This window comes from Microbacterium limosum (assembly GCF_036324365.1).
GTDB classification, from domain to species: Bacteria; Actinomycetota; Actinomycetes; order Actinomycetales; family Microbacteriaceae; genus Microbacterium; species Microbacterium limosum.
On the sequence record NZ_CP137080.1, the window covers coordinates 518,662 to 543,398 of the forward strand.

Sequence of the window (24,737 nt, forward strand, 5' to 3'; positions counted from 1 at the left end):
GCTCAGTCCCCATCCTCATCGAAGTCGAACGCCTGCTGAACGGCCCGCGGCGTACCGGCGTGCTTTCGCGCCTGCTCGTTCACGTCACCCCACGCACTCACCAGCCCGTTGAAGAGAATCGCGTCTTTGGTGTCGCGCTTCTTCTCGGCCTCGTGGAATAGCAGGAATCCCAACTCCTTCACCGCGTCGAGATTCACCCGCGTCTGAACTGAAGGAAGCAGGGAAGCGACCTGATCGGCTCCGTGCTTTGCCATCACCGCCGCAAGGCGAACCGTCGCCTCCCACACGCTGACGCGCTCGTCGGCGCTCACGTCCCATGCGCCTTCAAGCTGGGTCGGCGAGAGAAGTCGCGCCTTCCCGCCCTTTGCCTCGAAGATGCCCCCGCGCTCAAGCGCTCCGATCGACGTATCGGAAGAGCGCGCAAGCTGGTCAGCAATGCCGGAGTTCTCCTGGGTCCAGCCGTATTGGCGATACCACTTGACTGCGAACCGAGTGTCGGGATCGAAGTCCGACTCTTGCTCGCCGATTACTTCGTCCAGCGTGGCGTTTACGAGCAGGAGTGCGTCCTTCACACTCATGTCGGAGCCATCCGCCTCCCGCACCCGCGAGTACCGGGAGAACACGGATATGCCGGGTCCAATTGCCGCCTGCGCGAGATCGACGGGTGCAATCGCGCCCTGCATCAACGTGCGTAGCGCCTCTGGGAGCTCCGCCTTCAGTGCGGCCACGAACGCTCGTCGGGTCGTCGTAGGCGCATCGCTCGGGCGGGGGCGACAAGCCAGGACAATCGAAGAGGCCAGGGCGTTGGCATTTGAACCGATTAGCCTTCCGCTCATCTCGGTTCGCATGGGCCACGTCGCGGTTATCTCCCACCCAGAGTCAATGAGACCGTCCAGTAGCGTGTGCCAGCCGGTAGAGGAGGTCCCCTCGGCGTTGGCCTCCTGTTGCTTGTACGCGTAATAGACAGTCAGCGGGACATTCGGGTCTGCGCCCTCGCGGACTCGGGCAAAGACCGAGTTGAAGCCCTCGATGAAGAACTTCTCCGCTCCTGCTTTGCCATCATGTCGGTACGGATTAGCGACAAGCTCCTCGAACTTCGGAGTGAGCATAGTCCCAACCGTCTTCGAGTGGATCGTTGAAAGAGATCGTCGCAGCCAGACGTAAAAGAAGTCCGATAGGTCCGAGTAACCGATGTTGTCGTAGTAGGGCGGGTCGGTGGAGATGACGGCGCCCGAGTAGTCACGTGTCGAGGCATCCGCCTGACGTGCGGTGCTTCGACGTCCCGCCGGGAGACGGTCGATGGCGTCGGCCATTCCATCGATCTGGGTTATGAACCCTCCAGACCATGTCGAAAACACATTCGCCTCTGCGTAGTCCCACGCCATGGGAATGGCCTGACGAGAGAACACGTTTCGGATCTTCTGGAGACTGCTGTCCCAGCCGCAACTTGATGACGAGGCGTTGGTTTCTCGGCTGACCGCCAGCGCGAGATACGTTGCGACGGCATCTGCATAAGCCTCCGCGCCAGTCCCTCCATTCTCGAGTCGGTCGCCCTTCGGGAGACCCGCGGCAAGCGCGTCGTCGCGGACCTTCTCGCGGGCGTCCGCGACGAGATCACTCAGCGTGGTCAGCGCAACGAGCTGCCTATTGGTGAAGAGGTCGGAGAACTTCGTCAATCCATAGGCCGGTGGCGAAAACCAACGGGGGTTCGTTGGTACGTCGGCATCGATAGATGAATCCGGACGATCGACCGCCGCGGCCGCGGCCTGCTCTGCAGTGGGCGATAGGTAGAGTCGGCCGCGCGCGCCCTCCGCCACTACGGCTATGAGGTGTGCTCCAAGCTCGCCCCGCTTCCCCGCTTCGCGGACGTAGTCATACGTGAAGGGTGTGCCATCAGCAACCGAGCGGGCGCCTTTCCCGTGCTTGATGGTGCCGTCGTCATCACCCTTCGGGCCGTTGGCGTCATTGTGCACCTCGTAGTGGATCTTTCTGCCGACAACCCGGGCTTCGATCCACGCCTCGCTACCCTTCTTCTTGTTCAGCCACCAGGAGCGAACCAACGGAACCTCGATTGGGTTTGCCGGATTCGGGCTATTGACGGTGCGGGCCCAGATCCAGGCAATGACAGTGTGCTGCGTACCGTCTGGTCCGGTGACCTTGGGGTAAAGATGCCCGATGGTCCGCTCGGCTTGGTCTCGCATCCAGTTGCCGTACGCGCGAACATCCTCCGCCAATCCCTCGGAGCGGCCCCACGCATTGCGGGTCCCAGCAGCGCCTGGATGGACAGGTGGTCGGCCGGCGAAGGTCGGCGGAATCTCGATGAGCGCCTTGTTGATGAGGACCGCGACGGGGTTTAGGTCGCTCGCGTGCGCTTCGAGCCCCAGCCGCTGCGCTTCGAGTGGAATGGCCCCACCGCCGGCGAACGGGTCCAGGACGGAGGGTAGCTTGCCATCGTTGCTCTTGCGGATTTCCGCTCTCGCCTGGGCAAGAAGCGCATCATCATTGCTGTTCTCCCAGATGATCAGCCGCTCGAGCAGTCGATGCAGTCGTGCACGCTCCGCGTCCTGCGCATCGACTGTGGGGAACTCTTCCGGACGAGACGCAGGGTCGTCGACCAGCTGGGCGAAGAGAACGGCGCGTGCGACCGAAATAGGGCGGCGCGCCCAGTAAAGGTGCACCATCAGAGGTAGCCCTTTGCGGATCGACTTTTTCTCACGAGCGGCGGCGAAGTTGATGGCTTCGAGCGGCAGAGACGTCTCGATGAGCTTCTTCTTGGGTGCTGCGTTCACTGATGCATCTCTCGTGGGTCCGTTAGTCGTGTCGCCTGAATCTGTCATCGCGGTGGGCCTCCGCGATCCCAGTAGTCGTGCCATTCCTCGTTGTACGACCGTGTTGTCGCGGACGGCTCAATGTGGGTAAACGCGTCCATGACATAGCGAAGTCGGTCCCGCTTCTCGCCGTCCGGCGACACGAGGACGAGGGCGAGTCGGTGACGGTCGCCCTGCGTCTGCGCGAACGTGACCTCGTTCGTCGTGATGGTGAAGGTGTCGGACCCCTCGATCCGCCCCTTCACCTCGATGTAGTGAATGCGCCCGTCGGGATCGAAGGACTGGATGTCGTATCCGGGATTGTTCCTGGGCATCTCGTGGGGCGTGCGGCCGAGTGCGCGTTCGGTAGCGAGAACGGCTTCGACGGCTCGGCGTTCGACGAGCTCGGTGTTGCGCGCGAAGGTCTGAGGCGCGGCATCCTCGTCGCCAGGCGACAGTCGTTTGCTCGGCACGACGAGTGCTGACCCGCGGACAACGGCGGGAAGTGCGACGAGTTGCGTGCTCTCGTCGAGGGCGCGGAGCCGCTTGTCGAGTCGTTCGTCGAGCTGGCGGGCTCGCTGGAGCGCGGCGTCGGCGCGGAGGCGGCCTATGGTGCCGGAGCGTTCGAGCGCTTCGAGGCGATTGTGCTCGCGGTCCCAATGGTTGATCTCGGCCAGGAGGCGTTCCTTGACCTGCACGCGGGTGCGGTCGACATCCACGGCTATCCGCGCGGCGAGTTCGTCCATGCGAGGTGCGAGTCCGTCTCGATACGCCCACGTCCGGATAGAGCGTTCATGGTCGCTGTTTGCCCACTCGTCCGCGAGGACCTCGGCGATTGCCGCAGCCTCACCCGCGTGTGGTGCGTCGTAGTCGAGGTAGGGCGGCGCAGCAGCGAGCGTGACAGCCCCCGTGGTGTCGAGGACGGGGTAGTCGAAGTGGTGCGACACGGTGTCGGCATCGGTGGTGGCGTTCTGGATGCGCTGCTCGACGGCATACAGCAGTGCAGTGTGCTCGGATTGCTGTTCACGGCGATCGACGAACACGGTTCCTCGTTTGAGCACGGGCCCGAGGTCTTCGATCGTGAGTTCGATGACCGCTTGGAGGAGCGGGTGGCCGGGGGCGAGAAGTGCCGCCTGTGTCTGATTCTCGGGGCGAACGTGTGCAGTCTCGAACGTGGCTCGTTCGTACCGCTCCGGCACAGGTGCCCACCGGTTGAGTCGGCGTGCCGTGTCGATGACGCGCTGTGGTATCCGCGTGATCTCGTATCGGCCCTTCTCGCGCCGACGGATACGGCCACCGAGGCGTTCGAAGGCGGGGAGGAAGAACGCCGCGATGTATCCGGGCTGCAGGCGTCGCTCGCGGGCCTTCTCCATCCGCTCACGGATCTCTTCGAGATTGAGCGAGGAGTACATCTCGGGGTGCAAGGCTCGTTCAGCGACCATGGTGTCGAGCCCGTGGGCGACGCTCGCGTCGATGACTCGGTCGAGCTCGGCCTTGCGTTCCGGCTCGTCGCCGTACCGGATCGCCTCGATCAGCAGTTCACGGAGCGACTTCTCCTGGAAAGCATCCGCGTCGCCGAGAACGTTGAACAGGTTGCCGTTGTACGCGATCGACATCTGGTCGATCTTCGACAGCAACCGCGTGAACACGTCCCCCTCGCGTGTGTCCTTCGCGACCATGTTCCACAAGTGGCACACTTCCCGCTGGCCGATGCGGTGGATGCGGCCGAAACGCTGCTCGATCCGGTTCGGGTTCCACGGCAGGTCGTAATTGACCATGAGGTGCGCCCGCTGCAGGTTGAGGCCTTCGCCCGCGGCATCCGTCGCCAGGAGCACGACGGTGTTGCGGTCGTAGGTGAACTGCTCGCGCGCCGCCTTGCGGTCTTCGCGGCGCGTGCCGCCGTGAATCGTGATGACCGACTCCGGGCGACCCAGCTGCGTCGTGATCTTCTGCCGCAGGTAGTCAAGGGTGTCCTTGTGCTCGGTGAAGATGATGATCTTGCGCGGTTCGCCCGAGTCGTCGTGCACGAGTAGCTGGTCGTCGAGGATCGTGCGCAGCTCCACCCACTTCTTGTCGTCATCCAGCAACCGGACGCGGCGCGCGACGCGGATGAGGTCTTCGAGGATCGCGATCTCAGCGCGGAGTTCACCGATCGACTCGGCCGCAGTGGCAAGGTCGACCACCTGGTCGACACGGGCCTCGAACTGTGCTCGTTCTTCTTCGGAGATTTCTTCATCGAGGTCATCGAACTCGTCGGGGTTGAAGCTTGGCGCCGAAGCGGAGGCGTCCTCGAAGTCGAGTGCGACGCGGCCGGTTGACCACTCGTCAATAGACGCAGTCATGGAGGTGCTGTAGCGGGCCTCGTCGGTCGCGCGCTGCCATTCCCGCAGACGGGTCTCGAGTCGCACTTGGCGTCGCTCGAGCGATCGGAGGATCGCCTCCGGACTTGAGGCGAGGCGTCGCTGCAGCACGGTGAGCGCGAACCCCACGTTGTTGCCGCGCTTCTTGTCGCCCGCCTGCGCGAGCCGTTCCGCACGACCCATCTCGGTGCGCACGTAGCCGGTCACCAGCTCATATAGCTCACGCTCGGGGTCGCTCAGCTCGTACTCGACCGTGTACGCGCGACGCTCGGGGAACAGAGGCTTGCCCTCGAAGGTGAGGAGCTCTTCCTTCACCATGCGCCGCATCAGGCCGCGCGTGTCAGTGCGGTGCACGCCGGCGCGGAACTGGCCCTCGAACCGGTCGCGGTCCAGCAAGGACATGAACAGCTGGAAGTCTTCTTCCTTGCCTGCGTGCGGGGTCGCGGTCATGAGGAGGAAGTTGTGCGCGGTCTCGGCGAGCAGCCGCCCCAGCCGGAACCGCTTCGTCTCGTCGACTTGACCCGCCCATGACGAGTAGTGCGCGGACATGCGATGCGCCTCATCGACGACGACAGCGTCCCAGGTGACGTCGGAGAGCTGCTCGATCAGGTCATCGCTGCGGGAGAGTTGGTCCATCCGTGCGATGAGGAACGGGTGCTCGTCGAACACATTGCGGCCCTGCGCGTCGTCGACCATCTGACGGTTGAAGATCTCGAACGAGAGGTCGAATTTCTGCGACAGCTCTTCCCGCCACTGCTCCACGAGGCCGCCGGGCGCGACGATGAGCGCTCGTTCGCAGTCGGCGCGGAGGATGAGCTCCTTGAGGTAGAGGCCGGCCATGATCGTCTTGCCCGCGCCGGGGTCATCAGCGAGGAGGAACCGCAGCGGGATTCGCGGGAGGAGTTCCTCGTACACTGCGCGGATCTGATGCGGCAACGGATCGACGTCCGAGCTATTCACCGCCGCCATCGGGTCGTAGAGCGCGGCGTACTTGATGCGGAGCGCCTCGGCCGCGAGGCGGAACTCATCAGGGTCGCCGTCGAACGCGGGCGCGTTACCCAGCTCCGTGACTAGTTCGAGCTTGCCGGCATCGAGCTCGGTGATGGTGCGTTCGCCGGTCCGACCCGAGTCATCGCGGAAGAAGATCTCGACGAGCGCGTCGTCCAGCGGTGTCACGCCGACGAGTGTCACCGGCTGCCCGGGCAGGACACCGCGCAGGCGTTGCCCGGCGCGCAGCGATGCCAGCGTCACCGCAGGTGCGTCCACGTGGTTCCTCCCCTGGAAAATGGCAAGTCGATCAGGATACGTCGTGCCGCCGACATCGCGGCCGACTGGGTCAGTCCGGAGATCCTGCGTCCCCTCTGCGTACCCAGTCGTCGACCTCGCTCGCCTGGAACTTCCACAGACGCCCGACCTTGTGCGCCGGCATCCCCTTGTCGGAGATCCAGGCGTAGATCGTGTCCTTGGTCACGCCCAAGTGCTCAGCGATGTCGTCGGCAGAGAGCCACGGCTCGGACATTCACGCCCCCATGCGGATTGAACCGGATTTATCCGGGTATGGCCGATCCTATCGGGACCCCTTGCCCTCGTCGCCATTAAGGTGCCCGACTTCGTCAACGGCCGCCAGCAGCTCTTCGAGGTGCATGTGAATTTCGTCGTACGCCTGCATGAAGAACATCAAGTCCATGTTGAGTGGGGGCGTATCGTCCAGGTCGGCGAGGACCTCTCGAGCCTCGCGGACCGCTGTCTGCAGCCGAGTCTCGATTCCCGGCAGGCTCAGGATCCAGCCGTCGATCACGCTGAACGGGACTGGTGAGAAGTCGTGGGCGTCGACGCCGACGTGGAACTGATGCCCATTCGGGCCATGGTCCCGTGCGTGGGTGTGCCCGTGGATGAGCGGGATGCCGTCGTCCCAGCGCGGGCGATGCGAAGTGTGTCGATCCTGTTCCTGGCTGTCGCCGGCGTAGGGGTAGTGCGAAGCGATGATCCGGTACCCGCGGCGGGTGCCCTCGACGACCTCTGGGAGGATCTCCCAGCCCGCCGCTTCGTACATGGGCAGGAATCGCTCGATCGCCCGTTTCGACTGCGTCGCGGGCGAGACACGATCGTGGTTGCCGGGGACGAGGAGTCGGCGTCCGTGCAGGTGTGCGGTGAGCGGAAGGGATTCAGCGATCGCTCCGAGCGCGAGATCTCCCAGGTGCAGCACGACGGAGTCAGGAGCGACAACGTCGTTCCACCGGCCAATCAGCGCGGCATCCATCTCCGCGACGGTTGAGAAGGGACGGTCGGCGAGCTCGCTGATGCGGGCATGACTGAAGTGGGTGTCAGAGGTCACGAAGTCGACTTGGTCGAAGTCGAACCAGGGGTACTCACGCATCGCCAGGATCCGGGGCGTCGGGATCCATCTCGAAGGCGCGAAGCAGCGTTCGTTCGAGGTCGCTGACCGGCTCCGGCGGCATCCCAGCGATCTCGTCACGCAGCTGACCGAGAGCGGCCTCGATTGCGGTCCGATGCTCGTCGCGCCAGGCGCGAACGCTCGGATCGCGGAGGACTCCGTCGTCACGACTGCCCGGATAGTCGAGCAGGAGCTCGGTCTCGATCGCCGACGCCATTGCGCGTGCATCGACTGCGCTGGTCATGCGGAGAATCGAGAGGTGGGTCGCGGCGTCCGAGCCCGACACCTCGACGAGGTAGCGCTGGATATCGCCATCCTCGCCGTGCGTGGTCGCGACGAGCGAGACCGTGACCGTACGGCCTGCGATTGAGATCTCGCGCATGCTTCCTCCTCGACGTAGAACCGGCCAACCTATCAGGCGGTGATGGATCAGTCAGTCTCCGGCTCGGGATAGATTCGTCCCGGCCGTACGACGTCGTCGTGTCCGGGGATGAAGGCGATCGCGCCCAGTCGGGTCCAGTAGCTGATCAGCCAGCGCTGGATGAGCTCGGTCTGTTCACGGCGTTCGAGGAGTGTCCGTCCCGGGTCTTCGATGACGTCGTCCCACGCGATGCTCGTGAACATCGCGTTCAAGAGTTCGGCGCACGACGGCCCAGTGCCATGTGTGTCCCACCATGCGATCGTCAGCCTGCCGGCTTGGGCTGCGGTGCTGGATCCGGCGGGCTCCTCGATCGTTCCGATCAGGGCGGTGAGGTAGGGATCTTCCACCGCCATGACGAACGACTCCTGGTTGAGTTCCGCAGCGCCCATACAGTGCAGAATGCCATACAGATTAGGCCTCTCCTGGTAGTCGCGGGCTGTCACCCGCAACGCCGAAGTGCCTCAGCGGATCGTGAGGTCGGGCGTCACGCTGGGCAAGAGGTCGGTGAGCTGAACGTCGAGCACCTGAGCTACCGCCAGCAGAGTCTTGACGGTCGGATTCGCGGGAGTTCCGGGCTTCGACTCACCCTTCTCGAGCTTCTGGTACGTGTAGCGGCTCAGGTTGGACTCGTACGCCACACGGTCCTGGCTGTATCCGACACGCGCTCGTTCCCGCTGGATGTTCTGGCCGAGCTCGCGAGCGTAGTGGTCCCACGCATCAGGCGAGGTCGCGGGGGAAGGCACCCATCAAGCGTCACGAGTAGGCCTCTGCAGTAAGGCCTAATCTGTATGGCAATCTCGATGGCTCGACAACCCGGCTCGGACACAAAGACGCCCTCCACGAGGGAGGGCGTCGGGCCACGGTTGGGATGAACAACCGGGCGGGGTGTATCCACACTATACACACGATCGCTGGTAGGAAGGTGATCACCTCGTGCACCGATTTGGAGTCGTCTGTTGTCAGCCTCACCCGTTCCTGGACCGCCGCACGAGCGCCTCATCGTCTACATCGACGGCTTCAACTTCTATCACGGCATGCACGACAAGTTCGGACGCTCGACGCTCTGGATCGACTTCGTCGCACTCGCGCAGAGCCTGCGCCCACGCAGCCACATCGTCGCGGTGAAGTACTTCACCGCACCTGTGCTGGGCGATGCGGGCGCGGCCAGTCGTCAGGCCTACCATCAGGCAGCCGTCGCTGCGCGTCACACCAACGTCTTCAGCGTCACGCAGGGCCGATATCAAGCGAAGACCGTGACGTGCTTCAACTGTCGCGCAACGCGTACGGTGCACGAGGAGAAGGAGACCGACGTCAACATCGCCGTTGCTCTTGTGGGCGACGCCGCTGCGAACGCGATGGACTCGGCACTGATCATCAGCGCCGACAGCGATCTTGCGCCCGCGGTCAGGGCGGCCAAACAATTCCGCCCGCACATGTTCATCGGCGCCGCCTTCCCACCCAAGCGGTTCTCGAGCGAACTCAAGCAGCTGATGCCCGCGTCGTCGCAGATCGGTCGCGACAAGATCCGCCAGGCTCTTCTGCCCGAGAGCTTCACCGTCGGCGCGACCACGTACACCCGACCTCCGAAGTGGCGATGACACGAGCAGCAGCAGCGCCCGTCATCCCCGGCGTGAGTCCGCGTTCGGGCGCTTCATCGGAGTGACGTTGTGGCTCGGGTCATCGCCACGCAGCAACTGGTTCTCGACGTGCAGCTCGGCGATGGCGGTCGCGGCGATCGTCAGCTGTGCTTCGAGGCTGCTCACTCGCTCGCGGAGCTGTTTGATCTGGGCTGCACGATCGGCCAGCGAGCTTCGCAACGACTCGATCTCACGATCTCGCGGCTGGGACCCGTCGACGCGACGTGCCCACTCATCCATGACCGCAGTCGCACGGTTCATGGTGGCGCGGCTGACGCCAGCTTCGCGATAGAGGTTCTCCTTGATGAGGCGTCCGTCGGTGCGGATCGCCGCGCCGGTGAGCAGGCGCTCCATCGCGTCGCGCAGTCGGCGTTCGGTCGCGGCAGAGATCTCAGGCATCCGTGAACTTCCTCGTGATACGGCGAACGTCTTCAAGTTCTGTCTCGAGTTGTTCGCGATTGTGTGGTGCCATCTTTCGGTCGCGCAGCTTCGCGACGAGGTCGCGTTCCTCCGCGATCCAGATCGGCGCGTGCTCCTCGGTGACGACGGAATTGCCGCAGGCGGTGGGTTGGCAGCGATTAGGCATGACGCCTCCTGCGGCCGCTTCGGCGGGCAGCCCCTTCAAGCACGCCGCCTGCTCAGGGATGCCGAGGCAGTGGTTGACGGTTCCCCATCGGAGCGTGCTGAAGCGATCGCGCAGGAGTGCGCGCAGTGTGCGCTCGTCGCCGACTTTGACCTCGTTGCTTGCGACGGCCTCGACCTTCTCGAGCTCGTCTCGGAAGCGCTGTGCGCCTGCGCCTGCGAGCCTCATCTCGTGGTCTTGGTGAGAAGACCAGGCGCCGACCAACCGTGACGCGACAGCTTCCTGAAGCTCATGCTCGAACTCCGCGGCCCACTCCGGCGTCTCGCTCGCGTACCCGGAGGTCGTGCCGTTCGCGACGGCGCGTCGCGCTGCGTGCTTGAGCTGGATGCCGAGGGCGATCTCGCCGTCTGGCTGTTGCGCGGTGATCACGGCCATCGTCCGCCGGAACATGTGCGGTGCAAGCTGGAACGCGGGGATCGGTTCGAGACCGGCATCCGCGGATTGACCATTGAGCTGAGAGATGAACTGCTTCAGCTCGCTGTGACGATCGAACCGACCTGCTCCGTCGTGCGCTCGATGTTCACGTCGAACAGAGCTGAAGACGTCGTCGCCGAGAGCAAGTCGTTCCGCGACGGCGATTGCTTGCGCAACGGGTTCGATGATCCACCAGTTGCGTCGCTGGGTCCCACGCCGACCCTTCCGGAGCTGGGAGGTGACGGCGGGCGCCCCGTACGAAGTGGTGAGCGCTCCCTTCTTGATGCTCAGCAGTTCCGAGTCGCGCATCATCGTGAGAGCCGCGCAGAAGACGTAGCACGCGTTGCGGAGGAGCTTCAGTTGGACTCGGATCGTCGCCGGGTCGAATCCGTCGATCCACGGACCGACGGATCCATCGGCGCGTTCGATCGCCGTCGCTTTTGTGGCGAGCCCACCGCGCGCGGTCGCGAGCGTGCCGGAGCCGATCGCGTCGACGATGTCCTGACGTCGGCGGAGGACGTCAGGACGGTCCAACTCGGAGAACATCTGCTTGCTGTGCCCATCGGAGACGAGCAAGGAAAGAAGTGTCCAGTGGATCTCGCCCTCGCGGAATCTGCCGTACGTCATCCGATGCAGGGGCACCCGATTTCCGGGCGTTACGATCCATCGCGCGAGCGTGTCCTCGGGGTGTCGTACCTTCACGCGCTCGGCTTTGGGGCGGTCGAGCGCCGACCATTCCGCGGCGGCCGCAAAGATGTCGTGCGAGAACACGTTGATGTACTGCCAACACGCCCGCAGGAGCGGCCACCACACCTGCGGTGGAATCACCGGCGTGCTCAGCTCGGCGCTGGACTTCTGCCCGCTGAGCGCGATCGTGTGGAGATCTCCCCATGGACGGAATGGGATGCCTCCGCCAGAGAGGACTGCCGCGTAGGTGTGCAGTTCGCGAACAGCATCGACTGCTTGTCGCGTTCTGGAGGGGATCCCCATCGTCTTGACCTCAGTGAGGAAGCCGTCGAGGTGCGACTGATGGAGATCACGGAGTGGAGTGTCAGGGAGGTTGTCGGCGTACCACGCGGCGAACCGCTTCAGGCCCTCGAGCTTGGAACGGATCGTCTTCACATGGGCGGGCGTTGCTCGCAGATAGATCATCTGCCCGCGCAGCACGGGATGCACAGGGTTGAGAAGTGCCATTGCGAGTTCGCGAGCACGAAGGTTCCACTCACCGATGAACGAGTCGAACAACAGCACCGCGGAATGGCGGCCCGCAGCAGGGTTCCACCCCAGGGCGCTGAGGTCCCAGCGATCCTCATCTCCGAAGAAGGGGATGGGGAAGTCATGTTCGAGGTGTCGATCTGAGATGACCGCCGTGTCGCTCGCCCAGTAGTCGCTCGCGAACAGCGACACCGGCTCGGCAGAGTACTCGCGATCGACGCTCACAGGTGGACTCCTCTCTGGGTGAGCGGCACATGGACAGAGGCGGTCTCGCACGCCGTCCGCGCGTTCTCGATCTCCGTCGGGGAGAACTCGTGGAGGATGCGTTCGACGTTGACCAACTGCTGACCGTGTACCGCCGCGAACTGGGCCGGGGGCATCTCGTTCTCGTGACCGCGGAGAATCTCTCGGTACGCGAGGACTCGCGGCAGGTGATCTGCGAACACGATCGCGTTCGGGCACGCGAAGCACATCGATGGCCGATGCTCGCAGAGCCGCCCCGCCGGCGTGAAGGGCGATTCGTACGGTGACGTGCACTGAGTCACGTTGATTCCCTGGTCAGTGGCGCTCGAGGCCAACTCGGCGGCTGCGGCAGCACCCAGGTCGCCTGCTGCGTCGTCGACGGTGCTGGCCGCAGCACGAACGAAGACCGGCCCTCGTACTCGATCGAACACCTGACTCTGCGCCGCGTTGACTGCGTTGCCGGCCAGAACATGCACGGTTGTCGACTGCGCGTAATGGCGTTGGTAGACAGCGATGCTGTGGTCGTCTCCCGCCGCGGCGTCAGCGCTGCGGAGCACTGCTGCACGAACACTCTTCACTGTCTTGCGTAGCCGGCGGGAATCGTATGGCTTTGATATCTCGGGCGAGATCGCCATCAGAAGCGACGTGAAGGGGCGGCGCGAGAATGACTCCTGGCGCGCGACGAGATGCCTGGACGCGGTGCGCTGCACGGTGATGAACAAGGCGTCCGCGTCGGAGCCGCCCACCTCCTTTGCCTCCTCCCGAGCTGCCTCGGTGACAGCGATCAGGCGAAGTATGAGATCCCCTGCTCTCCACCCGGTGCCATCGCGAGACCCGGTGATCGCGCATCGCACGGTTCGAGTTCGGTGGGCTCGCGCCTTGTGGAGCCGTACGCGGACCGAGTCTGTCGTGTGCTCGATGTCTGTGAGTCGAACGTCCGACCACTCTTCCGGCGCCGCACCACTCTCCAACTGCAGGAGTGTGCGAAACGCAACGAGGTCCTCGCTGGACGGATAGAGGTGGGTCAGTAGTCGTCGCGTGATCCGGCCGGCATTGGCGCGGACCGGTGACTGTTCGAGCGCGAAGTCGTCGTGGAGGTCGTCGAGCACACCCGATGCGCACGCGCGGAGGACATCAGCCTCGATCGATGCTCCGGGACGTCGTCCGAGATGGCGAATGCCCCACAGGACATCGGCGCTTCGTTCCCACCCTGTGCTTCGGGGATCGTCTGCGCTGGCGAGCAGCCGACGTCCGACTGCCAGACGAGCCTCCAATTCGCGGATTCGGGCGCGGCAGGCGTTGCGAATCGCGAGTCGCTCCGCGTTCGAGAACTCATCGAGCGGCGTGGAGTCGCCGCCCTGGTGCAGCACGTGCGCCTGCGCCCAACGGAGCGTGGCGTCGCTGACGTCACGACCGTTCGCTGCGTGGACGCGGACGAGAGCGCGGATCTGTCTGCCGTACTTGTACGGGATCGCGCTCTCTGGCGGGTAGTTGCCGGCCAACGCGGATTCCCACGCGTGCAACGCGTCGATGAGGGCGAGTCCCGGCGTTGCGAGACTCACAGTTCGCGGGCAAGCGTCAGGTAGACCGCGCAGAAGGCTCATCAGCGCCCGGCGGTACTGATACGCGGTGCCGTCGGTGTGACCCATGGCTCGACGGATGTCGATCAGCGCGTCCGCGAGCTCAGCCGCAAGGACGGGGTGTGCGAAGTCGAGCGGGGCGAGTGTTCCATCGACGTTCGCGGTCGGAAGAACGAACAGCATCTGCCGCGGGGTGAGGTCGATGTTCGTCACGCGACGTTCCGATCAGCGAGGACTGCGTCCGCGTATGTCATGCCCTCGTCGCTCCAGCTCTCGAATACGTCCTGGATGAGCGCATCGGTGTCCTCGATGTAGCGCAGGTAGACCATGGTCGTCGCCGGGTTCGAGTGCCCCAGCAGCCGCTGCACTGTAAGTCGCGGGTTGATGGCGATGTGCTCGGAGATCGTGGCTGGTCCCACGTTGCCTGCCCGTCGCTCCGCCTCGCGGGCCAGCGCCACATCGGTCAGCGATTTCAGGAGCACGACAGCGAAAGTGTGGCGCAGATCGTGCGGAGTGATCCGTGCACGGCGACCGCCCATCTCGTCCTGAGCGAGCCTCAGAGCACGCCCGCTTGGAGCCTCGAACGTCGCGTGCCATTGCCTGCGGCTGATCGGCAAACCGCCTCGACCGACGAACAGCCCCAGCGCCTCCATCCCGTGGTCCCGCTCGATGACGGCAATTCGTCGCAGGTGCGGAGGCAGCTGGTGCAGCCGCCATCTCGATCGCCGCCCATTCACCCGGCCTCGCAGGATGCCTGCCGACACGTCGATCTCGTCGACGACGAACAGCTCGGAGCGGCGTCGCCAGAGGGAGGCAGCTGACGCGCGGACGACCGCTCGGCGCTCCGTCTGCCGGTAGAGATCGACCGCCCGAAGCGTCGTGAGGGGGACGTGGACGCGTCGACGCTTCTGGTACTTCGCGCACGCCTCGAGCAAGACGGAGATGCCGGTGCCCGTCGGCGGCGGGACTTCAGCGTCGAGCAGTGTGGAGAACTCACCGAGGCGCATCCCCGTCGTCACGGCCAGCTGCGCGCCCGCCTTTGAACGCAGGCTCGTTGTGCCCCGCCAACTCTCGTCCAGATCGCCCGCGGCGGTTCGTCCGCCGAGACCGACGTCGAGGAACGTGCGCCACTGCGCCTGCGTCAGCGGCCGAATGTCGGGCTCGCTCCTCCAACGCATCCGGAGCGGCGACGACCTTCCGATGGTGATCCACGGTTCGCGCTGGATCTGCCCGGTCTGAGTGAGCAGCTGATAGATCCCGCGTATCACGACCACGTCGCGTCGCCACGTCGCCGGCGACACCGGGCGCTCGGAGCCGCTCAGCCGCCATTCGCGGAACGCGACGATGTCGTCGCTCGACGCATGGATCACGTCGGTCTGTCGCGTGGCGAGGAAGGACGCAAACCGCCTGGCGTCGTATGCGTACGCGCGCAGCGTCGCCGGGTCTGTCGACGCTGCGACGATCCGGAAGTACGTCAACCACGGCTCAACCGGCCGCCACCGATCGTCAAGAAGGATCGGCATCCCCTCGGGGAGCGAACGGGTGCGCGAGTAGATGTCGCTGGCGCGCGCGTCGAAGTCGGTTGAGGGGGCGAGTTGGTGGTCGACGAAACGCAGATACATCATGCTCCGGGGGTGCAGTCGGGTGGGTCGTTGAGACACTGACCGAACGTACACATAACCGCCGTCGGCACCGCGGGCTTCCTCGTCGCCGCGGAGGAGTACCTGCGCGATCACCACCCCGAGATGTGGTCGGATGCCGCGACCCGCGCCCACTTCAACGGATCCATGTTCACCGGGTACGACTCCGATGCGGCGATGGCGCGCATCGCGAGCATGAACATGCTGCTGCACGGCGTCGAGAACCCCACGATCGAGCGCGCTGACTCGCTGTCGGAGGGGCATCCCGGCGACGATCGCTACACGCTGGTGCTCGCCAACCCGCCGTTCGCGGGCTCGCTCGACCAGGAGACGGTGTCGAAAGACCTGCAGAAGCTCGTCAAGACCCGCAAGACCGAGCTGCTCTTTCTCGTGCTCATGATCCGGATGCTGCGCAACGGTGGTCGCGCGGCGGTCATCGTGCCCGAGGGGGTGCTGTTCGGATCGTCGAACGCGCACAAGGCCGTGCGCAAGATGCTCGTTGACGACCACAAGCTGGATGCCGTCATCAAGCTCCCCTCCGGAACCTTCAAGCCCTACACCGGGGTTTCGACCGCGATCCTCCTCTTCACGAAGACCTCGTCGGGCGGCACCGACAACGTCTGGTTCTACGACGTGCGCGCCGACGGCATGACCCTCGACGACAAGCGCACCCCGATCGAGGCGAACGATCTGCCCGATGTGCTCGCCCGCTGGCAGGCGCTGGATGCCGAGGCCTCGCGGGCGCGCACGGATCAGAGCTTCGTCGTGCCGCGCGAGGAGATCGTCGACAACAACTACGACCTCAGCCTCAACCGCTACAAGGAGATCGAGATCGAGGAGGTCGAGCACCGCTCGCCGACCGAGGTCCTCGACGAACTCGACGCCCTCGAGGTCGAGATCCAGGACGGCCTCAAACGCCTGCGGGAGATGCTCGCGTGAGATGGGAGACGGTGCCGCTGGACGACCTGATCGAGCTCAGGTACGGAAAGGCTTTGGTGGCTGGCGACAGGGTCGCGGGAGACTACCCCGTGATCGGCTCGGGCGGAGTCGCAGGGACGCACACGACAGCACTTGTGACGATGGCCACGATAGTCGTAGGGCGTAAGGGGTCTATCGGATCCCTCACCTGGGCTCCCGACGGATGCTGGCCGATTGATACCGCCTACTACGTCGCTCCCAAGCGCGATGTCGATATGCGCTGGCTCTACTGGTCGCTCCACTCATTGGGACTCGACCGAATGAACAAGTCAGCCGCCGTCCCCGGTCTCAATCGTGAGGACGCCTATCGAGCATCGCTCCCCCTCCCACCCCTCCCCGAGCAGCGTCGCATCGCCGCAATCCTCGACGAGGCCGACGCCCTCCGCGCGAAGCGGCGGCGGACCACCGCGCTCCTCAACGACATTCCCGCGGTGGTGTTTGACTCATACGACAAGTCCAGGTGGGACGTGGCGACCCTCGCAGACGTGGCCCGCCTACAGGGAGGAATTACACTCAACGCGCGGCGCGGGGCGCTTCCAGCGAAGGCGAACTATCTTCGAGTTGCGAATGTGTTCCGCGGCTCAATCGACCTCTCCGAACTGAAGGAGACTGGAGTGACCGATCGCGAGATCGCACGCACTCGCCTGCAGGTCGATGACGTGCTGGTCGTCGAGGGGCATGGTAACCGGGCCGAGGTCGGGCGCGCTGCGCTCATCGAGACACCTCCTGACGGAGAGCTCACTCATCAGAACCACCTGTTTCGACTTCGTCCGATCACGGGACGAGTGACGGGTCGCGTTCTCGAACTCGCCCTCAATTGCGCCACGTCTCGCGAGTACTTTCGACGAGTCGCGAACACCACGTCTGGGCTGAATACTCTGAACGCCACCAATGTGCGAGCCCTATCGCTGCGTGTACCACCGATCGGTATGCAGCAGGCGATCGCGGCCGATGTCGAGCGTGCGCGTTCCGCGCGTGGCTCAGCACAACAGCACGAGTCACACCTCGATGGCCTCTTCGCATCCCTCCAACATCGCGCTTTCCGAGGAGAACTGTGAGCGGCAAGCAGATCAAGCTGTTCCTGGTCGACGGGACACCTGGCGGCCTCTCGACGGCCGAGATCACGAACTGGACGGGACACATTCTCACGGCGCCGAGGTCGGACGTCGGCGAGCTGCTGCGGCGTCCCGAGGCGTCGCGAACCGGGGTGTACTTCCTGCTCGGCGACGACGAGTCGGCAGTCGGCGACGTCCGCTGCTACGTCGGTGAGGCGGATGTCATCGGCGACCGACTCAAGTACCACTTGCGCGAGAAGGACTTCTGGGACCGCGTGGCGGTTGTCACGTCGAAGGACACAAATCTGACGAAGTCGCACGTCAGGTACCTCGAGTCGCGGCTGATATCGCTGGCGCAGCAGGCGGGGCGGTCGACACTCGATAACGGCACTGCGCCGGCGACTCCGCCACTCCCGGAGGCGGATGAGTCCGACATGGACTACTTTCTACAGCAGCTTCAGATCGTCCTGCCGGTGCTGAACATCAATGTGATCAGGTCGCGCCAGGCGCATGAGTCGTCGGAGATCTCTCACGCTACGCCCTCACCGATCTTCGAGCTCGTTAGCCAGCGCGCAGGTGTGCGTGCGACGGCGCAGCAGGTCGACGGGGAGTTCACGGTGCTGGAAGGTTCGGTCGTTGTGCCGCGGTGGCGCGGCAAGGGAATCGCGGAGAGCACCATTAAGGCCTACGCCGCGTACCGGGCGCAGCACGAGAAGCTCGTCGCGAACGGTGCAATCCTGGTGGAAGGGGCCTCGGCGCGGGTCGCTCGCGACATTCCTTTTCCCTCCCCGTCAACGGCGGGTGCCATCTGCCTCGGCCGCGCATGCAACGGACGCGTCGAATGGGTCTCGGGCGCGGGTACTTTCGGTGCTTGGGAGTCCCGGGATGTCTCCTGACGCCCTCCTTGATGGAGTCGCGTTCTGACGTCAGTCGGCGAGATCGTCCTCGCCCAACAGGTAAGCGAGAGAGTCAAGCTCGTTACGGAGCGCCCACTCGCGATCTGTGAGGACTCCGGCGCCAGCGCGCTCACGGAACTCGTCGTAGGACGCGAGGCGGAGGCTGGCGAGCAACTCGTCTCGCCGAGCCGTCAACTGCTCGGTGGTGAGTTCGATCACGGGTGCCATCGGAAACGTCCTCTCTGTGTTGCCAAGAGTAGATCACCACTCACCGACATCGGCGCGGCGCGCGCCACCCTAGCCCGAAGCGGCGGCGGACCTTCCCCAGATGTCCGCCGCCGCAGCCTCAGTGACTCGCCCGGCTTAGTAGCCGACGGCGGCGAGCGCGTGGTTCGCCTGGTCGGGGGTGAAGCCCTCGCCGTATTCGCTGGTCAGCTGGTCGAACAGTCCCTGCCGAGAGAACGAGGTGAACTCCAGATACGACTCCGCCGACTCCACGGCTTCGGCGTTCCAGTCGACGAGCCCGTTCTGCTCCAGGTGCGCCAGGGCGAACTCGGCATCGGCGGCCTCGAATCCTTCGCCGTACTCGCTGGTCAGCTGCTGGAACAGGCCGGCGCGCGAGAACCCGGTGAAACTCAGGTATGACTGCGCCGACCGGATCGCGTTCTCCTGACCGAGCGTGAGCTGCGGCTTCTCCTCGAGCGTGAGAGCGATCGTCGACCCTTGCTCGATCTCGGTGCCCTCGGCGACGCCCTGGGCGATGACCGGCATGGTCTCGTCGCCGTCGAACGTCGTGTCGAAGCCGAGGGCCTCGAGCGCGGCGCGGGCGCTCGCTCCGTCCATGCCGACGACGTTCGGCACCACGACCATCACGGGCTCCGGCTCAGCCTCGGGCTGCGAGACCACCGGCTCGTCGGTCTGCACGACGGATGCCGCGTCGGCCACCTCGTCATCGCCGCCGCCCATCGCGCCGCCGATGCCGGCGATCATGATGACCCCGCCGACCACGGCCGCCGGGATCACGATCGCCTTGCGGGCATACCACGGCCGCTTCACTGCCGCGCCCGCCGTCGCGCCGTCCGCGGCATCCTGCGCCGCCGCTTCACGCGCCGGGGCATTCATAACCGCCGTCGGCGAGACGGCCACCCCATCCCGGCGCACCATTGCGGTGCGCCACTGCGCACCGTCCCAGTACATCTCGGTGCCCGGCGCCGCATCGGGCGAGGGGTGGGGGAACCAGCCTGCGGCCGGAGTTGCGGGCGTGGTGTTGCTGCTGTTGTCAGACATGACAGAACCTTCCGGATCGAACGGGCACGCACCCCCAGGCGCATGCCACCGGCCGATGGCCAGTAGGACAGGACACACCATGCCTCCGACATCGCCGTGTCGGGTCGCCCGATCGGGGCCTCTGGCCGCCGGCTCAGGGCGCGGCCGTCTCCCGCGTTCGCAGGCGATTGCGCATCCGGATCGGGGATGTCGTCACCGCGCGCCAGCTCGCCGATCGGTCCCACCAGGAGGGGCCGCGCACCTCGGGCAGGCCGTTTCGCATGCGCACGTGCCACCCGCTCGAATCGAGTGTGCGGTGATGGTGCCAGCAGAGGAGCACGCCGTTGTCGGTGTGCGTCGGGCCGCCTCGCGAGTGTTCCTCCACGTGATGGATCTCGCACCACGCCGCCGGCACCTGGCAGCCGGGAATCACGCAGCCGCCGTCGCGGAGCACGATCGCGCGGCGCTGGTGCTGGTCGAAAACACGCTCCAGCGTGTGGATCGCCCGGATGCGGCCGGCACTGTCGGTGACGACGCGCTGCACGCCGCCCGTGCAGGCCACCTGGCGAGCCGCCGCGAGCGAGACAGGCTCGTCGCAGCCGTCGATGTGTGCGTGCCCGCGGCCGGATCGCAGGTCATCGGCCGTGACCGAGACGACGAGGGTCGGTGCGGCGCCGCCGATCGTGGGAACCTCGCCCGAGCGCGCGGCGACGGAGAGGATCGACGCCAGCGCGTCGTGCTGCTGCTGGGCTCGGGTGCGGGTGTCGGCAGGGGGCGCGAGGGAATCGCTGGCGTCGCAGGCGCGGTCGTCGTCGCTGACGAAATGCGGCCCCTCGGGAGCGTCGGGACCGCCCACCTTGGGATTAAGCATCGCGTGCAGCAGCGTGGTGAACTGCCCCGCCACCTCGGGCAGCAGGTCGCCGCGCACCGGCACCAGCCCATCGCGGCAGACGCCGAGAGTCACACCGCGCCCCCGCATCGCACGCGCCTCGCGCGGCTCGGCGCCGTCCTGGTCGAGATACATCGCCCACACCTGCGCCTGCAGGCGCAGCTCGTCGACACAGGGCGGCGGGCATCCGTCGCTTCCCGCACCCCGGGCGGATGCCGCGAGTTCCGCGTCGGCGGCCAGGCGCGCCTCGCCGCTGCAGGCGGCGCCGTCGAGCGCGCCCGCGACCACGGCGATCCCCTCCGCGCCGAGCGCGCCGTCGGCGAGTGCCTCGCGCATCCCGGGGTAGCGTGCCGGCAGCCGCTCGCCCGTCGTCAGGGCCACGGGTTCGGCAACGGCTCGCGCCGCGCGCAGCAACTCGCCCGCCGAACGCGACGACCCGTGGGTCAGCCGCTGCACCAGCTCCTTCATCGACCGGCAGCCGTGTGTCGTCGTGATGCGCTCGGCGTGGGGCGCGGCATCCGCTCTCTCCTGCACGTGACCGATCGCCTCGACGAGCACCGCATCGACCAGCCGCGCGACCTCGGCCGACACAGCGATCAGCGACAGCAGCGACTCGTCGTCGACCGCCCGAAGAGCGCCCCCGCGCACGGTCTCGGCAACTGCCCCGCCGAGCGCGCGCCGCACCTCGTCGAGGGTGCGGGCGAGCTCTTCCATACCCCTCATTCTGCCGGGGGCCTCCGACATTGACGGGCGTTCAAAATCCAGATCAAGGTCACAAAAACGGATGCCGAGACCGGCGCCATGACCGGGTCTCCGCCACGCCGGGCGTCGAGGTCGCCGGGCGCTCGGGGCGGCTTGGATAGCATCGGTTCGGGGCCGGACGTCGGCCCATCAGAGGAGCGGTTCGGTGGGGAACTTCGACTTCGTCGCGCAAGCGTGGCCGCAGCTCGGTGAGCCCGCCGTGCGCGCCGAGGGCTACCTGCGCGCCGACCCGCGCGCGGCCGCGACCTACGCGCGCCGCGCGGGCGAGCTGCTGACGTCGTGGATCTTCGCGGTCGAGAACCTGCCGCGCCCCGATGACGAGTCGTTCTCCAATCTCACCCGCCAGCGGGAGTTCCGCGACTGCGTGGGCGAGTCCGTCACCAGCAGCCTGCGCATCGTGCGCCTCGTCGGCAACGACGCCGTGCACCGGGAGGAGGAGGTCGGCCTCGACCGTGCCCGCGGCGCGCTCGAACAGCTCCACCGCGTCTTCCGGTGGCTCGACCACCGCTACGGCGATCCCGCCGCGCCGACCCCCGGTCCCTTCGTGTTCGACCGGGTTCCGCCGGCGCCCGCGACCGTGGTGCGGCGCGCCCGCGCCGACCTTGAGAAGATGCAGGCCGAGTTCGACGCCACGCGCTCACGCCTGGCCGAGGCCGAAGCCCTCGGCATCCAGGCCAAAGGCGAGATCGAGACGCTGCGCGCCGAGCTCGCGCGCGTGAAGGCCGAGAACGCGGCACGCAACGCCCAGCTGAACATCCCCGACCCCGTGGCGATCACCGAGGCCGAGACGCGCGCCACGCTGATCGACCTGCTGCTGCACGAGGCGGGGTGGAGGCTCGACGAGGCGCGCGATCGTGAATGGCCGGTCACCGGCATCCCGAGCCCGTCGGGCGCCGGCAACGTCGACTACGTGCTGTGGGGGGATGACGGCGCGCCGCTCGCGGTCGTCGAAGCGAAGCGCTCGTCTAAGAGCGCGAAGGAGGGGCGCGAGCAGGCGCGGATCTATGCGGATGCGCTGGAGCGCGACTTCGGGCAGCGGCCGCTGATCTTCTACACCAACGGCTACGACACCTGGTACTGGGACGACCGGCGCTACCCGCCGCGCGCGGTCGCCGGGTTCCTCACCAAAGACGAGTTGCAGCTCGCTGTGCAGCGGCGCACCACTCTGAAGCCGCTCGATGCCGTCGACGTGAACCGGACGATCGTCGAGCGGCCCTACCAGCTGCGCGCCATCCGCGCCGTGTGCGAGGCGCTCGAGCAGAAGCGGCGCCGCGCCCTGCTGGTCATGGCCACCGGCACGGGCAAGACGCGCACGGTGATCGCGCTGGTCGACCTGCTGCAGCGGGCGAACTGGGTCAAGCGCGTGCTGTTCCTCGCCGATCGCACGGCGCTGGTGAAGCAGGCCGTCGGCGCTTTCAAGGAGCACCTGCCCGACGCGTCGCCGGTCGACCTGCTCACCGACCGCGACAGCGAGGGCCGCGTCTTCGTCTCCACCTATCCCACGGTGATGAACCTCATCGACGCGGGCGACGACGATCTGCGGCGGTTCGGGCCCGGCTACTTCGACCTCATCGTCGTCGATGAGGCGCACCGCTCGATCTACAACCGCTACGGCGAGATCTTCGACTACTTCGATGCGCTCGTCGTCGGGCTCACTGCGACGCCCCGTGCCGACATCGACCACAACACCTATCGCCTGTTCGAGCTCGAAGACGGCGTGCCGACCGACGCCTACGAACTCGACGACGCCATCGAGAGCGGCTACCTCGTGCCGCCGGTCGCGCGGGTCATCGACCTCGGATTCATGAGCCGCGGCATCCGCTATGCCGATCTCAGTGACGCCGAGCGCGTCGAATGGGACGCGCTCGAATGGGCCGACGGAGAGATTCCCGACGAGGTGGATGCCGCGGTGATGAACCGGTGGCTGTTCAACGAAGACACGGTCGACAAGGTGCTCGAGATCCTGATGACCGAGGGGCGCTACGTTCAGGGCGGTGATCTGCTCGGCAAGACGATCGTCTTCGCGAAGAACCAGCATCACGCCGAGTTCATCCAGAAGCGCTTCGACGACCATTTCCCCGAGCGTCGGGGCGGCTTCGCCGAGATCATCACCCACGCCTCCGGCCCCTATGCGCACACGCTGATCGGCAAGTTCTCGACCCCCGGCGCCGAGCCGCACATCGCGATCTCGGTCGACATGCTCGACACCGGAATCGACGTTCCGGATGTGGTCAACCTCGTCTTCTTCAAGCCCGTGCACTCGCAGACTAAGTACTGGCAGATGGTGGGGCGCGGCACGCGACTGCGACCCGACCTCTACGGGCCGGGCATGCCGAAGACCGACTTCATCATCTTCGACGTCTGCGGCAACATCGAATACTTCAACGCCGACCTGCCCGAGGCCGCCGGCGGGCGCGCGCCCTCGCTGTCGGAGCGGTCCTTCCTCGCGCGGCTGAACCTGCTCGGGCTGCTCGGCGGGCGGGATGACGAGGATGCCGCCGGGCTGCGCGCGACCCTGTCCACCCGCCTCCACGCCGCGGTGGCGGGAATGAACCGCGACAACTTCCTGGTGCGCAAGCGCCGGCGCACGGTCGACCGATTCGCCGAGCCGGAGGCCTGGCAGCAGTTCGGCGCCGCCGACGTGGACCCTGCTGCCGAACTCGCCGGACTGCCCTCGGCGGCCGAGTCCGACTTCGACGAAGCCGCCAAGCGGTTCGACCTGCTCCTGCTCCAGGCCCAGCTCGCCGTCGCCTCCGGGCAGACGCCGCCCCGCATGGTCGTGGCCAGGGTCATCGACCTGGCGGCCGCGCTGGGCGAGCGCCGCGGCATCCCGGCCGTCGACCAGCAGGCCGCACTGATCGCCGCCGTCGGCGACCCGGAGTGGTGGAATGCCGCGACCCTGACGCTGCTCGAGGCGGTGCGGGTGCGCCTGCGCGGACTGATGCGTCTCATCGACCGGGCGGGGCAGGCGCCGATCTACACCGACTTCACCGACTCCGTCGACGGCATGCGCGACGTCGAGATCGCGCGCGTGATGCCCGGCCTGAACCGACGCGCTTTCCGCGAGAAGATCCACGGGTTCCTCGCCGCGCACGACGACAATCTCGCGCTGCGCAAGCTGCGCACAGGTCGCGAGCTGACCTCGATCGACCTCGCCGAGCTCGAGTCGATCCTCGCCGGGGCCGGGGGAGTGGATGCCGGGCAGCTGCGCACGCAGGCGGTCGAGGCCGGCGGACTGGGGCGCCTCATCCGCTCGATCGTGGGACTCGACCGCTCCGCCGCCGAGGAGGCCCTTGCCGACTTCGTCTCTGGCCCCGGCTTCGGCCACCGGCAGCACGTCTTCGTCGACCTGGTGGTCGAGCAGCTCACGATCGCCGGGTACCTCGACCCGCGGCGACTCTACGAAGACCCCTTCACCGGTCTTGCGCCGGAGGGTCCGGATGCCCTTTTCAGCGACGCGCAGGTCACCGACCTGATCGCGCGCCTGCGCCGGATCGACGAGACGGCCGAGCCGCGGGAGTCCGCCAGCGCCTGAG

19 protein-coding genes are annotated in these 24,737 nt (G+C 66.2%); 5 read left to right on the forward strand and 14 right to left on the reverse strand.

The genetic code is table 11. The annotated features are described in order from the left end of the window. Window positions 1-2: 2 nt before the first annotated feature. From RYJ27_RS02560 to RYJ27_RS02590, 7 genes are all read right to left on the reverse strand, one after another. Entirely contained in the window at window positions 3-2,789 is a 2,787-nt protein-coding gene (locus RYJ27_RS02560) for a DUF1156 domain-containing protein (protein ID WP_228177893.1), read from the reverse strand. Between the two features lie 44 nt (window positions 2,790-2,833). Next, a complete protein-coding gene (locus RYJ27_RS02565) occupies window positions 2,834-6,433 on the reverse strand; it encodes a helicase-related protein (RefSeq protein ID WP_330171212.1) in 3,600 nt (1,199 codons plus the stop codon). A gap of 70 nt (window positions 6,434-6,503) precedes the next feature. Further along, complete coding sequence (locus RYJ27_RS02570) at window positions 6,504-6,686, reverse strand: helix-turn-helix domain-containing protein (RefSeq protein WP_036294314.1); 183 nt, start codon at window positions 6,684-6,686, stop codon at window positions 6,504-6,506. 48 nt (window positions 6,687-6,734) lie between these two features. Further along, window positions 6,735-7,544 (reverse strand): hypothetical protein, encoded by an 810-nt coding sequence (locus RYJ27_RS02575; protein ID WP_195692259.1) that lies wholly within the window; start codon window positions 7,542-7,544, stop codon window positions 6,735-6,737. Beyond that, entirely contained in the window at window positions 7,537-7,944 is a 408-nt protein-coding gene (locus tag RYJ27_RS02580; protein WP_195692258.1) for a hypothetical protein, read from the reverse strand. Before RYJ27_RS02580 ends, RYJ27_RS02575 begins: the two co-directional genes overlap by 8 nt. Window positions 7,945-7,991: 47 nt before the next feature. Beyond that, on the reverse strand, window positions 7,992-8,372 hold the full coding sequence (locus RYJ27_RS02585; RefSeq protein WP_195692257.1) for a hypothetical protein: 381 nt from the start codon (window positions 8,370-8,372) through the stop codon (window positions 7,992-7,994). Window positions 8,373-8,444: 72 nt separating this feature from the next. Continuing rightward, entirely contained in the window at window positions 8,445-8,726 is a 282-nt protein-coding gene (locus RYJ27_RS02590; RefSeq protein WP_036295200.1) for a helix-turn-helix domain-containing protein, read from the reverse strand. Window positions 8,727-8,939: 213 nt separating this feature from the next. On the opposite strand from RYJ27_RS02590, the gene RYJ27_RS02595 reads away from it, so the two are divergent. Beyond that, window positions 8,940-9,581, forward strand: a complete 642-nt coding sequence (locus RYJ27_RS02595) for an NYN domain-containing protein (protein WP_036295197.1) — start codon at window positions 8,940-8,942, stop codon at window positions 9,579-9,581. Between the two features lie 21 nt (window positions 9,582-9,602). Here RYJ27_RS02595 and RYJ27_RS02600 read toward each other — a convergent pair whose 3' ends face one another. From RYJ27_RS02600 to RYJ27_RS02615, 4 genes are read right to left on the reverse strand one after another with little or no spacing between them, the layout of a single operon-like run. Beyond that, complete coding sequence (locus RYJ27_RS02600; RefSeq protein ID WP_195692256.1) at window positions 9,603-10,019, reverse strand: hypothetical protein; 417 nt, start codon at window positions 10,017-10,019, stop codon at window positions 9,603-9,605. Next, complete coding sequence (locus RYJ27_RS02605) at window positions 10,012-12,117, reverse strand: hypothetical protein (protein ID WP_195692255.1); 2,106 nt, start codon at window positions 12,115-12,117, stop codon at window positions 10,012-10,014. Before RYJ27_RS02605 ends, RYJ27_RS02600 begins: the two co-directional genes overlap by 8 nt. Next, complete coding sequence (locus tag RYJ27_RS02610) at window positions 12,114-13,928, reverse strand: hypothetical protein (protein WP_330171213.1); 1,815 nt, start codon at window positions 13,926-13,928, stop codon at window positions 12,114-12,116. The genes RYJ27_RS02605 and RYJ27_RS02610 overlap by 4 nt, the downstream gene beginning before the upstream one ends. Continuing rightward, window positions 13,925-15,340: a tyrosine-type recombinase/integrase gene (locus RYJ27_RS02615; RefSeq protein ID WP_330171214.1), complete on the reverse strand. Its 1,416-nt coding sequence runs from the start codon at window positions 15,338-15,340 to the stop codon at window positions 13,925-13,927. Before RYJ27_RS02615 ends, RYJ27_RS02610 begins: the two co-directional genes overlap by 4 nt. A 51-nt stretch (window positions 15,341-15,391) precedes the next feature. Between RYJ27_RS02615 and RYJ27_RS02620 the strand changes: the two genes are divergently transcribed. The 3 genes from RYJ27_RS02620 to RYJ27_RS02630 are packed head-to-tail and all read left to right on the forward strand — an operon-like array spanning window position 15,392 to window position 18,284. Further along, window positions 15,392-16,294 (forward strand): HsdM family class I SAM-dependent methyltransferase, encoded by a 903-nt coding sequence (locus RYJ27_RS02620; protein WP_330171965.1) that lies wholly within the window; start codon window positions 15,392-15,394, stop codon window positions 16,292-16,294. A gap of 11 nt (window positions 16,295-16,305) precedes the next feature. Continuing rightward, window positions 16,306-17,391: a restriction endonuclease subunit S gene (locus tag RYJ27_RS02625; protein ID WP_330171215.1), complete on the forward strand. Its 1,086-nt coding sequence runs from the start codon at window positions 16,306-16,308 to the stop codon at window positions 17,389-17,391. Then, on the forward strand, window positions 17,388-18,284 hold the full coding sequence (locus RYJ27_RS02630) for a GIY-YIG nuclease family protein (RefSeq protein ID WP_330171216.1): 897 nt from the start codon (window positions 17,388-17,390) through the stop codon (window positions 18,282-18,284). Before RYJ27_RS02625 ends, RYJ27_RS02630 begins: the two co-directional genes overlap by 4 nt. 30 nt (window positions 18,285-18,314) lie before the next feature. On the opposite strand, the gene RYJ27_RS02635 is transcribed toward RYJ27_RS02630, so the two are convergent. The 3 genes from RYJ27_RS02635 to RYJ27_RS02645 form a co-directional block, all read right to left on the reverse strand. Next, the gene (locus RYJ27_RS02635; protein WP_330171217.1) at window positions 18,315-18,512 is read right to left on the reverse strand and encodes a hypothetical protein; all 198 of its coding nucleotides are present in this window, start codon (window positions 18,510-18,512) and stop codon (window positions 18,315-18,317) included. 135 nt (window positions 18,513-18,647) lie between these two features. Next, window positions 18,648-19,571: an Ltp family lipoprotein gene (locus tag RYJ27_RS02640; protein ID WP_330171218.1), complete on the reverse strand. Its 924-nt coding sequence runs from the start codon at window positions 19,569-19,571 to the stop codon at window positions 18,648-18,650. A 133-nt stretch (window positions 19,572-19,704) separates the two neighbouring features. Beyond that, window positions 19,705-21,153, reverse strand: a complete 1,449-nt coding sequence (locus RYJ27_RS02645) for an HNH endonuclease signature motif containing protein (RefSeq protein ID WP_330171219.1) — start codon at window positions 21,151-21,153, stop codon at window positions 19,705-19,707. Between the two features lie 193 nt (window positions 21,154-21,346). On the opposite strand from RYJ27_RS02645, the gene RYJ27_RS02650 reads away from it, so the two are divergent. Then, window positions 21,347-24,736, forward strand: coding sequence for a type I restriction endonuclease subunit R (locus RYJ27_RS02650; protein WP_330171220.1), 3,390 nt, complete (start codon window positions 21,347-21,349; stop codon window positions 24,734-24,736). The last annotated feature ends 1 nt before the right edge of the window (window position 24,737 follow it).